At 32.7% G+C, this 15,460-nt stretch carries 7 protein-coding genes; all 7 read right to left on the reverse strand.

The features are described 5' to 3' along the window. Nucleotides 1–9: 9 nt before the first annotated feature. Nucleotides 10–3,447: a SusC/RagA family TonB-linked outer membrane protein gene (locus ACH5TX_RS11860; protein WP_439339713.1), complete on the reverse strand. Its 3,438-nt coding sequence runs from the start codon at nucleotides 3,445–3,447 to the stop codon at nucleotides 10–12. A gap of 234 nt (nucleotides 3,448–3,681) precedes the next feature. Beyond that, a complete protein-coding gene (locus ACH5TX_RS11865; protein WP_439339714.1) occupies nucleotides 3,682–4,821 on the reverse strand; it encodes a FecR family protein in 1,140 nt (379 codons plus the stop codon). 123 nt (nucleotides 4,822–4,944) lie between these two features. Then, nucleotides 4,945–5,502 carry an RNA polymerase sigma factor gene (locus ACH5TX_RS11870; RefSeq protein ID WP_439339715.1) on the reverse strand — a complete coding sequence of 186 codons (558 nt, stop codon included), beginning with the start codon at nucleotides 5,500–5,502 and terminating at the stop codon, nucleotides 4,945–4,947. A gap of 92 nt (nucleotides 5,503–5,594) precedes the next feature. After that, nucleotides 5,595–9,113, reverse strand: coding sequence for a malectin domain-containing carbohydrate-binding protein (locus ACH5TX_RS11875; RefSeq protein WP_439339716.1), 3,519 nt, complete (start codon nucleotides 9,111–9,113; stop codon nucleotides 5,595–5,597). Between the two features lie 37 nt (nucleotides 9,114–9,150). Then, entirely contained in the window at nucleotides 9,151–11,082 is a 1,932-nt protein-coding gene (locus ACH5TX_RS11880) for an exo-alpha-sialidase (protein ID WP_439339717.1), read from the reverse strand. 25 nt (nucleotides 11,083–11,107) lie between these two features. Beyond that, the gene (locus ACH5TX_RS11885; RefSeq protein WP_439339718.1) at nucleotides 11,108–13,855 is read right to left on the reverse strand and encodes a glycoside hydrolase family 78 protein; all 2,748 of its coding nucleotides are present in this window, start codon (nucleotides 13,853–13,855) and stop codon (nucleotides 11,108–11,110) included. 58 nt (nucleotides 13,856–13,913) lie between these two features. Further along, nucleotides 13,914–15,458 carry an MGH1-like glycoside hydrolase domain-containing protein gene (locus ACH5TX_RS11890; protein ID WP_439339719.1) on the reverse strand — a complete coding sequence of 515 codons (1,545 nt, stop codon included), beginning with the start codon at nucleotides 15,456–15,458 and terminating at the stop codon, nucleotides 13,914–13,916. Nucleotides 15,459–15,460: the final 2 nt, after the last annotated feature.

Below are 15,460 nucleotides of genomic sequence, written 5' to 3' on the forward strand. Positions count from 1 at the left end.
CATTTCAATTTAAAATTTAACATTCAAACCAACATTAAACATTCTAGCTTGAGGCCAACTCAAGAAAACAGTTGAAAAACTAGAAAGGTGTCTTTCTGGGTCTTGATTTTTAAAATCAGTCCATGTAATAAGATTATCACCAGAGACATACACTGTTAAGTCCTGAGCTCCAATCTTTTTAGAAATTGACTCGGGCACATTATAAGAAAGCATTACATTTTTCAACCTCAAATATGATGTATCATGTAAAAAATAAGTAGAATTTGCATAAGCAGAAACACCTGAATAACCATCTATATGCAATGCCGGCATACTGTTAGTAGGATTATCTGGAGTCCATGCATTTCGCCAATCTTTGATTGGAGGTATACCAGAACCAAAAGGAGAATTTGGAGTCCAATATGGTAAATGTGCTTTTCTTCCTTCAACGCCTTGAAAGAACATATTAAGTCCAAAGTTCTTATATTTAAAATTAAACCCAAAAGAATAATTAAAATCAGGATATCTTCCGCTTATTGGAACCCTATCATCTCCATCAACATCTCCATCACCATCGACATCTTTCATTTTCAAATCACCTGCTCTTGGATTGACGTTTCTTTCATGTGTTGGATAGTTTCCACTTGTAATATCTGACTCTTGAAAAACACCGTCCCAAACCCACAAATTAAATTGGTCATAAGGAAGACCTACATCTCTAATTGTCGCCCCTATTCTAGGAGAATAAATAGAAATAACTTCATTCTTATACTTGGTAAGCATAAAGTTTACATCATAGAAAAACTCATCTCCTATATTGTTGACATGAGTTAATTCTAATTCGAAACCTTTATTATTCATTTTTCCATTATTAACAGTTGGACTACCAAGTCCTGAACTACTAGGAATTTGAACCGAAGCAAGGATATCGTATGTGTTTTTGTTAAAATAATCAAAAGAAACCCCAAACAAAGAATTTTTTATTTTGATATCAATACCAATATCTGTCATTTCTGTTGTTTCCCATTGTAAACTTTGGTCTCTAAAACTTGTAAGTTGAGCTCCTTGCGCATATCCTTCATCAAAAGAATAACCTGAGCTAATCGATAAGTTATTTTGATATAAATATGAACCAATGTTTTGATTTCCTAACTTACCGTAAGAAGCTCTAATTTTAAAATGATCAAGCCAATCAATTTTATCTTTGATAAATTTTTCTTTTGATACTACCCAACCAGCAGATGCTGAAGGGAATAACCCCCATCTGTAATCTGGAGATACTTTTGAGGTTCCGTCATATCTCAAGTTAGCCTCAAAGAGATATTTTTCTTGGTAATTATATGCTACACGACCAAAAAATGATCGAATACCCCATTCTTCAGGTCTCTCTAAAGCGGCCAATCTAAAATGTGTATTATACAATTTTTCACCTTCAGTCGAATACCCTTGTAAATCAGTAAGATGTGGAGCTACAGAACTTGGCCTGTTAGCTCTCAATATTCTACGTCTAAAACTTACCTGCTCAAAACCAGCCATAGCCGATATATTATGATCATCATCTAATGTAGTATCATATGATAAAGTTGAAAAAACAGTAGGTGTAAATTCTGTCATATGTTCATCAGTCACACCAGGAACTTCTGCTCCTTTAGCATCAAAATTTTGATTATTGGGAAGAACGTCTATACCATCATCTGGGAAAATATCTATATTATGCCAAAAATATGTTTTATAATCTTTCTGATGCATTTTAAAATATCTATACTGATAGTTAATAGCAAATTTTGTATTCCAAGTCAATCCTTTTAAGGGCTTAACTACAAAATTCATATGTGCATTTAAATTATTGGTATTAAAAAACTGGCTTCCTATTAAATCAAAAACCTCCTGAGGAGACTGTCTGTATTGAACCGCTTGCTCACCTACATAAGCTTCTCCAGCAACACGACCATCTGGAAGATATGGTGGACTGAGCGGGGAAGTAGCATATATATACATTGGCACAAATAAGTTCATCATTGGTGGTCGAGTATCTTCAGTACTTGTTAAATTAAAAGAAGTACTCATAGTAAACCAATCATTAACATCAATAGAATAATTAAATAATCCATTATAACGGTTATACTTATAGCCAGGTGCCATAGCATCTTGAGTTAAAGCTGATAGTGAAAAATTATAAACACTCTTTTCTCCTCCTCCTGATAAAGAGACATTATGATTTTGTACAGTAGCATTCTTAAACCAATAATCTACTGAGTTAAAGTTCCATGGATAGGTTCCATTTCGGTACTTCTCAATTTCCGATTCCGGATAATAAATCTGCCCTGGATTCGAGCGATCATAAGCAGTATTGAACATTGTCATATACTCAGCCGAATTATCAACAAAATTAGGAAGTGCTGTTGGTGTCTGCACAGAAAAATTTCCTCTATAACTAACAACAGGCTTTCCTTTTTTCCCTTTTTTAGTAGTAACTAAAATAACTCCGTTTGCAGCTCTAGCTCCATAAATTGCTGAAGAAGCCGCGTCTTTCAAAACTGTTACGTTTTCAATCATGTCTGGCGACAAATTAGAAAGAGAACCAGCAGCTCCGTCAATTAAAATCAATGGGTCATTACTTCCTCCAAAAGAACCTAAACCTCTAATTTGTATTGTAGGATTATTTTGCCCTGGTTCAGCACTAGGCTGAATAACATCTACACCAGAAATACGTCCTTGTAATAAGTTTGCTGAATTAGTGGCTGGTCTTTGAATAAGTATGTTTCCGGAAACCTCATCCACAGCACCAGTTAAGTTTATTTTTTTCTGAGTACCATATCCAACGATAAGAACTTCATCTAAACTTGCGGTATCTTCGTCTAAAACAATTGATAAATCTGTTAAATTATCAACTAAAACTTCTTTTGATTTATAGCCTACGTAAGAAATAATTAAAACAGCATTTTTGCTAGTAACTTCTATAGTAAATTCTCCATCAAAATTAGTTTGAGTTCCATTTGTCGTACCTTTTTCAAGAATATTAGCTCCTAGTAATGGCTGACCAGCATTATCTGTAACAGTACCAGATATTCGAACACCTTGTACCTTATTTATTGTCGTTTTCATTTCTTCAACAAGAATGGTGTTATCTGAAGAAAGCACTACATTGAAATTACCACTTGACAAACTTTTATTCAATAGTTTATTCGCAGATATAACTCCTTTTTTCACCTTTATCTTTGGTAAATCCTTAAAAACACCTTCTTGATAAATAAACTTATAGTCTGTTTGCTCCATAATAAGATCAAATACCTCATCGACGGTTAAGCTATTGCTAATCTCAATTTTTACTTTAGAATTTTGTGATAATACATTATCTGGTGTAAAACCGAAAACCGTTAAACAACATAAGAAAACCAATGTTCTCATAATAAATAAAAGTATTCTCTTTCTAAATAAAGAAAGAACGTTTTTAAATTTAATTTCCATAAATTTGTTCTGTTATTAGTTAGTTAAATAATTAATAATTACAAAGGGGATGAAGTCTATTACTTTCCACGGTGTAAACTCTGTTCCCTTTCCTTTTTTCTTAAATAGTTTTGTTTGTTTTTTTTACATATATTTCTGTGTTTAGTTATACTTTAGTTTAGTTGTATTTATTGATTATTTTGATGGTTAATTATATTAAAACAGCCATATTTAATTTATAAAACAACCACCATACTACTTTAAAATTATTCTCTTGTTATTTATTTCATAATCTTCTAGAATACTTAAAGTTTTTATAGTCATTAAAATTTCTTCAAATTTTTGATTTTTTCCAAGTACGCCTTTAAATGTTATATTTTCAAGCTCTTTATTTTCAAAAATCACATCTACATCATACCATCTCGATACTGTTTTCATAATTTCTTTTAGAGGTTTCCCTTTAAAACTAAAAACACCATTTTTCCAAGATATTTCATTATAAACATCAACGGTTTTAGTAAATACTTGATTGTTTTCTGTATTAATATTTGATTGCTGATTTGGCAACAGGCTTAGTTTCTTATCTTCATAACTCAAGGTTACTTTACCCTCTACCAATGTTGTATATATGTTAGCTTCGTCTTTATAAGCTTTTAAATTAAACTCAGTACCCAATACGTGTATCTCTTGTTTATTATTATAAACTTTAAAACCATCTCCTTTATGATTTGAACTTGGCGATACATCAAAATAGGCTTCTCCATAAACTAGCTCTACTTTTCTTGCTTTACCTTTTTTAAAATTTACCGGAAACTTTAACTGAGATTCAGAATTTAACCATACTTGAGTTCCATCAGAAAGTTTTACAAAGAATTGGCCTCCTCTTGGAATTGTTAAATAATTATAAACGATTTTTGAATCTTCATTTTCCTCATTTTTATTATAAATTAAGCGTTCTCCATTACTATTTATGTTTTTGTTTTGAAAAGAAGCTCCTTTTTCTAAAGCAATTTGTGAACCATCATCTAATGTTAGTACAGCTTTATCTGTACCTGGTAGAATAATATTCTCTTTTACAATAGTTGGACTATTATCTGTTGTATTAGTTGATATAGTGTTTTTGAAAAAATAACCTAATGTTAATGACACTGTTATAACTGAAGCCACTCCAACCTTCCAATATATTTTACGTGGTTTTGAATTATCTATTCTATTAGCTATCTTATTCCAAGCTTTTTCAATATCAATAGAAAGAGTATCTTTATTATAATTAGCCTTTACTTTATCAAAGAATTGTTTATGCTCTTTTTTTTCTTCATACCAAGCTTTAAAAACCAATTCTTCATTTGGAGAAATTGTTTTGTTAAGTTTTTTTATAATTAATTTAAACTCCATTTTACTTGATTCTATTTAAATCTTTTATAGTAAAGACAAAAAGAATAGAATTTGGGTGACAAAAACAGAAAAAAAATATTAAAATAACAAACAATTGAGTTAAAATAGCAAACAAAATAGTTTCTATTGATACAATTCTAAGAGTATTAATATTGAAGTTACAAGTTCGGTAATCTTCAATTTAGCACGCTTTAATTGTGTCTTAACGGTATTAACAGACACGCCTAATTCTTGAGCTATTTCATTATATTTATAATTATGTAGAAATTTTAATTTCACCACCTGCTGCATTCTATGTGGTAGTGTATCAACTATTTTGAGTATTTGATGATATACTATTTTTTTATTTTCTTCTGAAGCTGAATCAAAAACATGCTCGGTAATTAAATTAACATTAAATTCTAGTGCATTAAAATTATCTGTAATTTTTAAAGATTTCAAAAAGTTTAAACATCGGTTTCTTACCATAGTATACATATAACCATGCAAAGAAGACTCTATTTCAATTTTATGAGATTTCTCCCAAATATAAATAAACACCTCTTGAACCACATCTTCACTAGCTGGCTTATCAAAAAGATAACCATTAGCATAAATTACCAAATCCTCATAATTTTTATTGAAAAAATTTCGATAAACTTGACGATTTCCTTTTTTTATTTCTTCAAAAATAAGGTTCATTAAACTATATTAAAATGTTTAAATTTTATTCTTTTTATAAAGCCATAGATTTTAAAACTAATAAAAATAGTTAAAATTATTCATTAATATCTTTATTGAAACTCAAAGGATTCTAATCGTAATCCTTTCATATTGTTAGACTCTAATGTAATTTTATACGTCCCTGCATTAATAAATCCGCCAGAAGTGGTATTTAAAACTTTCCATTTTTTATTCTTTATAGGAAATTCTATATCATCATTTCTCAATAATATACCGTTCGCATCTTCAATTTTTAGACGCACTTTTACGGGGTTATCATTCATATTCATAAATCGATAACGCATCAAATAAATGTTAGCGACTCCTGGATTTACGGTAAATGTGATACTGTTTTCTGTGTTTTCGGTAAACTCAACATAATCACTTTTCTTAAAAAACGCTTTTTTAATGCCTTTTCCTGTGGTTTTTGCATCTTCAGCTTCTAGTTTAAGAATGGTTCGATTATCTTGTTCTTCCATGGAATATGTTGGAACAACTGCTATGGAATACATAGCATTATCATGCTTTCCAAAGGCTACTTTTTCACCTTTTTCAACTTCTTTTTTAAACACATTAAATTTTAAACCTGCCGAATTAACAACCGTATCATTTATTTTTTCGAAATCATTATACCATAAAGATATGTTCTTTGTTTTTGAATCTATCATTGCATAAACATTGGCATTTTCTTTAGAAGTAAAGGCTCCTGAAACATCATTTTTATCTGAATTTGAAAACCGAATATAATCAGCTCCATGCAATTCTGAAGGTAATTTTGTGAAGCTAATATTTAAATCTTGATATTGTTTTTGGTTTTCACTTAACCATGAACCAATTTCAAACGGCACATTAGCATCTACTTCTAAAATATTTTTTGATGATGCTTTTGCTGGCTTTTTGTCTTTATCTTTTGTAGCAATGGCAATTGCCGAAATAACCGCTTGCCCAGACCCTATATTTGGAAATGAAATTGTTATTTTTCCGTTTTTACTCTTTGCTTTAAAGGTCTTTTTTATTGCTGAATCATGCCCTACTTCTTCCCAAACATCAAAATCTTTTAAAACCACTTCGTCATTTATAGCAACATCAAAAACGCGCCAATCTTTGCAATTCATACCGCCACCAGCTCCATACCAAGGTTCTATAAAATAGAGTTCGACTTGATAATCGCCTTCCGCTGCTGGAAATTCATATTTCAGTTTATCTGCACCATATCTGAAGCTTTGAAACAATTCCCAATCTTTAGTATTTTTTATAGGATCGTAAGTTTGACGCTGGCTTGCATAAAAGGCAGGTAAATCATTAAAATCATCTGTCCATGATAAAGATCCCCAAGTTTTAGCATCTGTTTTATGTACATCAGCTAACCATGTATTTCCATAAGAATCTTTATAATCATCACCGCCACTATTAACACGATACAGGTAATTTAAATTTTCTTCTGACTTTAAAACATCATCAGATTCTTCTATTAAATCATTAAAATGAGGGGCTTTTGGCAAGTTGTTTAAAACAATATAATCTTTAGCAACTGCTTCCCCTTTAACATAACCAACAGCATACAATACATTGTATTTTATATCGACATTATTCCATTGAAAATGATGACCTAAACCTGGATTTTTAAGTTTACCTAACGATTGATGATTCACATCGTTAAACAACTCAACTTCATCACAATTAGAATACACATCGATACCACTTTTTACACCAATAGAATTCCAACGATTTGGCCACGAATGCGAAACCACATACACCATAGGACTTTCTTCCTTTGACACATAATTTGCTCTGTACATATAAAAAGCATCCAAAGGTTCTCCCCAAATAGTAAAAACACCTTTATAGTTTACAGGACCTACTTTATCAATATCTCTACAACCTTCACCATTTTGTGTGCGCCCTGGGTTTTCATGAGAATATAATAACCAATGGTATTGCCCAACAACACTATCTTTAACCGATTCGGCTTCACGTACTTTTATCTCCATAAGCTGTGAAAATCGATTTTCACTTAATGCGCCTTTTTGATTAAATTCACCTTCGGTATGTAAATCTGCCGAACGCCATGCGCCGTATTCGCCGTTTAATAGTTTTTCCGAAAGTTCAACATCATAATTAAAAGGATCGCCTCCATAGGTTCCTGACCAATTTTGTATCACATTCCAATCGGTGCCTTCTCCTCCATTACAAGTGGTTACCGGACGTTGTTTTACTGATGTTGGATCGAGTTCACGAATAATTTGCGTGCATTCTTCTGCAAAGGCTATTGGAATGGTACTTTCGTTTTGTAAACCCCACATTATAACCGATGGATTATTTCGGCGTTCTTTAATCCATTCTCGCAATAAAGTTTTAAAATTGGCTTTAAATTCGGACGTATCATACCAAATATGAGCAGAAAACTGACTCCAGAATAAAATACCTGCTTCATCTAAGTGCTCTTGATATTTTAAATTATGTGGCTGATGTCCTTCTCTAAACGCATTATAACCAGCTGATTTAACTTGTGCTACTCGTGTTTTTATTTCGGTATCTGAAAATGAATGGCTCTTTCCTATAAGATGTTCGTATTCGCAAGTACCATTGATAAATACAGGTTTGTCATTTATAAAAAAGCGTTTATCATTTCCTGTTCTGTTAATTGGCCAACTTACCCAACGGATGCCGTAAGGGGTTGTCAATTCGTCAATAAGGTTTCCGTTTTCGTAAATCTTAGTTGAAAGTTGGTATAAATATGGTTGTTCTGGCGACCATAATTTCGGATTCAAAACCTCTGGTAATGTTTGTTTTATTTCATTTAAATTTAAAACATTTTGAATCTCTGTTTTTACTGAAACAACTTCTGTACCTGCTTCATCTAATAAAGCATTTTCAACCGTGATGTTTTTAGGTGATTGGCTATAATTTTTTACTTCGGTAGTAATATTAAGAATGGCTTTTTCTTTGTTTGTTGTATCATCGTTCCAAATATGAACACCAAAGGGTTCTATTCTCAATTGATCTGTAACAACTAAGGATACAGGTCTAAAAATGCCCATAGGTTGTGAGCCTTCAGAAAAGCCCCATTCTCCAGAACAGCCACCACAAACCCAAGGTAAATCGGCAATAAAAGCAGGATGATACGCTTTAACAACAATACTATTTTCAGTATTAAAACTTATAGCTTCAGTGATATCTAAAGTAAAAGTTGTTCTTCCGCCTTTATGCTCCCCTACTTGCTTGCCATTAACCCAAACCGTTGCATAGGAACCAACACCTTCAAAAAACAGAAAGTGTTGTTTTTCTGTATCTACTTTATCTAATTTTAAAGTTTTATAATACCATGCTGTACCGTGTAAATTACCATGTTTCATTCGGCGAAAGCCATAATATTGATCCCAATTATGTGGTACCGAAACTGGTTTCCAATCTTTATCTGTTTTTAGATTCTTAACAAAATCACTTTCAGATTGATTTAAACTATCCAACATAATAGTTTGCCAATCTGTATTTAAAGATATTGTTTTACGTACCGCGTATTCACTTTCACTTCCGCATGAAAGCAAAGTAACAAACACTAGAACAACTATGTAATTTATGTACTTCATTAGTTATAAATAACCTAAAACAAATTTTATTCTTTTTCTACTCGCCTTTAAACACTTTTTTAAGATACGCCACATTAGCACTGTAATTTGCTTTTACATTGTGCACTTGTGTGGTATCTCTAGAACGCTCAACAATAAGCCAGCCTTTCCAATGCATTTTATCTAAGGTTTCTTTAATTTTTGGTAAATCGATGGCTTTATCATTTTCAATCCAAACGCCATCGGTATTTGTGGCATGAATTTCTCCAATATTATCACGCCCTAATGTTTTTAATTCTTTAGAAATATCGCGACCATTTTTAATTGCATTGGCGAAATTGAATGAAATTTTTATATTCTTATTTCTAATTTCTTCTAACAACTTTTTCTCTTCGGCTGCCGATAAGGATGTCTCAATAGCTATGACACCATTCACTTTTTCGACTTCTTTAGCTGCCCAACGTAAACGCTCTACAATAGCAGGTCTTAATTCAGGATTTTTAACCAAGTCTCCCTGCGTTCCTAAAGGTAAATAAGCCACTTGCACATTGAATGTTTTCATAACTTCAATACAATCTGAAACCATTTTTTTATAGGTTTCACGTTTAGCAAAAGACTGCGCATAAAACCCAGACATGGCAATAGAACTAATACCAACACCTGTTTTGGCTGATTTTTGTTTAAAAACTCTTACGCTTGCTGTATCGCCATTTACAAATTTACTATCGAATGTTTCACGATTCCCTAAACCGCCCATATCCATTTCAATACCATCGGCACCAACTTCTTTGGCACGTTCAAAAGATCCTAATTTCTGACGTTTTAAAATCATCCAATCGCAAACCGCCACTTTATAACGTTCTTTAGTTGGTCCTGGCCAAACGCCATCTTTTATTGGAAAAGACACCAATTTAGATGGGTCTATTTTTACATACTTAATCTTTTGTCTACGCCACGTATACACACAATGTAACATACCATCTGATCCTTGAATAATTGCTGGATATGAGTATTGACTAATTTTTGAATCTTCTAACACTAATGACGCCTCCCAATTAACACCATCGTTTGATATGGCAATATTCAACGGACTTCTATAACTTTTTGTAGTGCCTTCTGCAGGCCAAACATGATTATAAATTAATACGTGCTGTCCGTTTTTCATAGTAACAGCATCTGTTCCTGAACTGTTATTTGGCATGTTTAGTAATTCTAAATCTGACCATGTTTTACCATGATCTTCAGACCAAGTACTAAACAATTTTCTATTTCTAGTCCTTCCTATTTGTTGTAATTTTCCGTTTTCATGAAAAAGAATGCTTGGTTGAATGGCATTTATTTTATTTTCCCCTTTAGGAATTGTATCTGCTACATGCCAAGTTTTTCCAAAATCTGGAGTAGATTCTAAACGTAAGTTCCAACCATTACCTTCTACACTCGATGGTAATAAAAGGGTTTCATCTTCTAATAAAACAGGTTTGTTTTTTATAGGTCCTAAATAACCTTCTGGTAATTTTTCTGGTGCAGACCATGTTTCTCCATCATCAGACGATCGCATTAACATACCCCACCAAGTAGATGGATGTGGTCCTACTTTATAAAACAATAATAAATCGCCATGCGGAATTTGATACAACACAGGATTCCAAGTTGGGTATCTCAATGTATCATTTTGTACGCCATTTACAACTTCTTTTGCTTCTGTCCATTTTCCATTTTTAAGTTTACTTACCCAAATACCAACATCTGGATTACGTTCTTTTGTGCCTCCAAACCATGATGCTACTAATTCGCCATTAGTTGTTTCAACTATTGTAGCGGCATGACACGATGGATATGGTGCATTATTATTAATAAACTCATCAACCAAAACACCTTCTCTCCATGTTTTGTCTTGTAATGCTATTTTCTTTTCCTCAGGTTGTTTACAGCTTCCTAAAAGGACACTCGTAAAAAGTATTAATACAACTTGAATGGTTCTCAATTTCATATGTTTTATAATTAATTTTATAAATTTAGTTTACGTTTATGGTATAATTTCCTGATTTTAACTCAACAACTAATTTACCATCTTCTATTTTTATTGTTTTAGAAGTGTTCTCTAACTTTTCGTTATTCACTTTTACTTTTGAAGCAACTTCGGTTGGTAAATAAACAAGCGCACTGGTATTTGCAGGAACCGTGATTTCCCACTCTAATCTGTTTTTCTTTTTCTTCCAATGACTTTTTATTAATCCGTGACTAGATTTATACGACGCATTTACATAGGTTAAACCTGCTTCAAAATCTGGTTTCATTATAATTTGTTTAAATCCAGGATATTTAGAGCTGCTTTTTATTCCAGCCATATTCTCGTAATACCAAATCATTAAATCACCTAAAAGCATCACATGATTTTGAGAGTTCATTTTTGGATTTGCTGTATTACCATTCCATAACTCCCAAATAGTAGTAGCTCCATTTTCAACCATATACCCCCAACTTGGATAGGTTTTATTTGATGCTAGTTTGTATGCTAAATCACCTCTACCAAAATCCGTCAACGTTCGCATTAAAAACTGAATTCCAACAACACCTGTACTTACATGACCTTGTTTAACAACCTCAACTTGATGCACCATGTTTTGAAACACTTTATCCTGAAGATTATCTGGCACCATATCAAACGCTAAAGGCAGCACATTAGCCGTTACTGTATTGTTTGCATAACTATAAGTTTCTGGATGAAAATATTTAGCATTAAATGCTTTTTTAACACGATTAGCTAAATCATTATAGTAAATAGCATCTGATTTATCTGCTCCTGAGATCGTTGAAAATTTTTTCATGATTTGCAATAAATGATAATAAAACGCACTTGATAATACTTCGCCATCCGTTAAACGGTTTGGATCTTTAGAACGAATAATTTCTAATGATTCTGGTGGCACACACCAATCGCCATATTTGTCCTTAGTCATTAAATCATTCTTCAAATAGCTTTTCTCCATGTACAAGACCCATTTTTTCATAAACGGATAATGATCTTTTATAACTTTTTCATCACCAAATTGTTGATATAACATTTCAGCAACTTTAATGTAAGCCCCTTGCCAAGTTACACCATCACCATAATAACGCCAAAAAGCTGGCGCTACATCTGGAATACCACCATCTAAAGTTTGAGAAAACTTAATATCGTCTAACCATTTTGCATACAACGTTTGGTTATCGAATAGAAAACTTTCGCCATAAGCACCAGTTGTTCTATCTCCTAACCATGGCTGACGCTCATTACGTTGCGGACAATCAATTGGCATGCCCTTATAATTTCCTCGAATACCCCAATAGGCATTCTTAAAAATTTGATTCATTGTAGGGTTTGAACATTCAAATGAACCCGTCGTTTTTATATTATCGTAAACTACTTTTCCTAAAAAATTATCTAATGTCGGTTTATAGTTAAAACCTGATATTTCAACAAATCGGAACCCATGATATATAAATTTAGGTTCCCAAATTTCTTCACCTTCACCTTTTAAAATATAAGTATCTGTAACGCGAGCATCTCTTAAATTAGCAATATAAAGCGATCCGTCCTCTTTTAAAGATTCGGCAAATTTCATAGTAATTTTGTCGCCTCTATTTCCTTTAACCTTAAGCTGTAACCATCCAACCATATTCTGACCCATATCTAAAATATAAGTCCCGTTTTTGGTTGGAGTTATAGATATAGGTTTTACCTCATCCATCACCTTAATATTAGGTGTCATTTGGGCTTCTGGAAACCCTCCTGGTTCTTGTACCCAAATTAAGTTCTTCCAATCGCTATCATCAAAACCAACCTTATTCCAATTTGGTATTTCTTTACGCGCATCGTATGTTTCGCCATCGTATTCATTATTAGCTCTAATAGGACCATTTGGAGAAAACTTCCACGATTGGTCTGTTTTTATGGTTTGTTTGGTGCCATCTTCATATTCAACAACTAATTGCATTGCCATTTTTGGCAAGCCGAAACTTTTAATTTTATAAGGCTTATATTCTTGTCGCATGGCAAAAAAGCGTCCGTTTCCTAAAATAGTTCCTATAACATTTTCACCTTGTTGTAATTGAGAGGTAACGTCAAATACATTGTACTTTACATTTTTTGTATAATCGGTAGGAACTGGTGCTAAAACTTGATTACCAATTTTTTCGCCATTGATATATAGTTCATACAAGCCCATGCCCATAATATATACTTTGGCTTTTTTTACTTTCTTTTCTAAATCAATTTGCTTTCTAATATATCGTGCCGATAATTTTGAAAACTGACTTATACTGTCTCCAGGAAAAAGTTCGTTATACCCAATCCATCTTGTAGATTTCCATTCTGAATAGGTTAAAATACCCATACTCCAATGTGCCGATTCACTCCAATTCGTTTCCCCTTTATTGGTCCAAATTTTCACCTTCCAGTATGCTTCATCTCTACTACCTAATGCTTCTCCTGAATACATAATATTGATAGACGCTTCACTTTGCACCTTTCCACTATCCCATAAATCAGCATCATTGTTTTCTAACTTTTCAGATGTTGATGCTACTAAAATTTGATATGCTATTTGTTCAACCTCAGTATTATTTGTTTGAAACTGCCAACTCAATCTGGGTTGTAAAACATCTATCCCTAAAGGATTGGTTAACATTTCACATTGAAGATCATGCAACTTCATGTCATTTTGAGCTATTGCAGAAAATGAAAAAAGAAGTATAACTAAATATTGTAACGTTGTTTTCATTGAATTTTACACCTACAAGGTTTCAAAACCTTGCAGGATTTTTATTCATTTTTATAGTTTATTCTGAAATTAATTTTTCAAGTTTTTCCGAAGCAGCTATTTCTTGACCATTTCTAAAAACCTTAAAACCTTTTCCTTTATTATATTTTTCACCTGTTTTATCCCAAATAATAGTCACTATATCTCCGTGATACAAGACATTATCTAAACAAAACCAATCCCATTTATCTTGAGGAATTAACGGATTTACTTCTATTTTATCATCTGCTCTAGGACGTAAACCCACCAAGCCAGTTATCATTAAATCGTTGAATGTAGAATGATTGTAATAACGACTTCGCTCTCTATCTCCCATAAGCCAATAGCCTGTAGTTTCATCTAAATATTCACCTATATATGGACGTCCGCGATAATATTGAGACTCTACATACAAATTCATTTGTTTAAAATAATCATCTTCTGAAACGACATGCTGTTTATAATTATTCAACACATTAGCCATAGCTGTTAAGGTTTGTGATGTAGCAAATGGCCAAACAGCTCCATCCCATTCACAAGTTCCTGTACCGTGACTTCTAAAGCGCGGACTTCTACGCTCTGCTGTTGTTAAACCAAAAGGAGCTGCAAAACCTTTTTCATCTTTTACTTGTCCCCAAGCTTTTTCAAAACCTTTATTTTCTGTTGGTAAATTAAAACACCACGGAATAAAACCAATAGCTTCTCTAACGTTAGATGAGGTATCTTTCTCAGTTAAGGTTTCAAAAAACTCAGCATCTTTATTCCATAATTTTGCCTCAACTAAACGTTTAAGTGTATCGGCTTTTGCTTCAAAATAAGTTGATTTATCAGTATCATTTTGCATATTAGCCATAGTTGCTAAGGCTTTTGCGTTGGCATACATATAACTATTAATGGTTGGTCGCACGTTTTGTACATGACGCCCGCCACTTAAGGATTCTTCCATACCATCTTTAACATCAATTTGCCAAAACAATCCATCAGGTCTTTGTCTTTCATCTTCCCAAAGCGCATAATCGCTTACTAAATCTGGATACATGTCTAACAAATAAGAAGCGTCTTTATTTACTAAATAACGATTGTATAAAGCATCGGCTGTCCAACTACTAAACTTATGCAACCGTTCCATTGGTTTTCCATCATTTCCTCGATACCATAAATGCACGTTTTGCTCAATATATTCTGGATTATGCACCCATCTAAATTCATTTATATGGTGTCCTAAAGCACAGGCTATTAAATTGTATTTATCGGCATAGGAGCGATCTACCAAAAACTCCGTTATTGCGAATCCTTGTGGTGTATTGGTAATATGTTTGCGTAAACTCCACCATCTGAAATAATACATTTCTTCAAAGTTTTGTTGCGGACAATCAAACAACGGGATGTTTGTTTTTATCCAAGACCAAGCACTATCATTAGGTACAGCCTTAGCAATATTCTCATCTTCCATTGTGTTGAAATAATCAACATAATGCTTATAATTTTCAACATCTAAAACATAACCTGCTTTTTCTGATGATGATTTTTCACAACCTGTAAAACTTGCTATAATAATTGCAACTAATACTATTCTAAATTTCATTT

The organism is Thalassobellus citreus (assembly GCF_044385915.1).
Taxonomy (GTDB): Bacteria; Bacteroidota; Bacteroidia; order Flavobacteriales; family Flavobacteriaceae; genus Thalassobellus; species Thalassobellus citreus.

What these genes read in the sequence shown, in the direction of transcription:
- ACH5TX_RS11880 (WP_439339717.1), bottom strand. Translation starts at nt 11,082, where the DNA reads ATGAAATTGAGAACCATTCAAGTTGTATTAATACTTTTTACGAGTGTC.
- ACH5TX_RS11860 (WP_439339713.1), bottom strand. Translation starts at nt 3,447, where the DNA reads ATGGAAATTAAATTTAAAAACGTTCTTTCTTTATTTAGAAAGAGAATA.
- ACH5TX_RS11865 (WP_439339714.1), bottom strand. Translation starts at nt 4,821, where the DNA reads ATGGAGTTTAAATTAATTATAAAAAAACTTAACAAAACAATTTCTCCA.
- ACH5TX_RS11875 (WP_439339716.1), bottom strand. Translation starts at nt 9,113, where the DNA reads ATGAAGTACATAAATTACATAGTTGTTCTAGTGTTTGTTACTTTGCTT.
- ACH5TX_RS11870 (WP_439339715.1), bottom strand. Translation starts at nt 5,502, where the DNA reads ATGAACCTTATTTTTGAAGAAATAAAAAAAGGAAATCGTCAAGTTTAT.
- ACH5TX_RS11890 (WP_439339719.1), bottom strand. Translation starts at nt 15,458, where the DNA reads ATGAAATTTAGAATAGTATTAGTTGCAATTATTATAGCAAGTTTTACA.
- ACH5TX_RS11885 (WP_439339718.1), bottom strand. Translation starts at nt 13,855, where the DNA reads ATGAAAACAACGTTACAATATTTAGTTATACTTCTTTTTTCATTTTCT.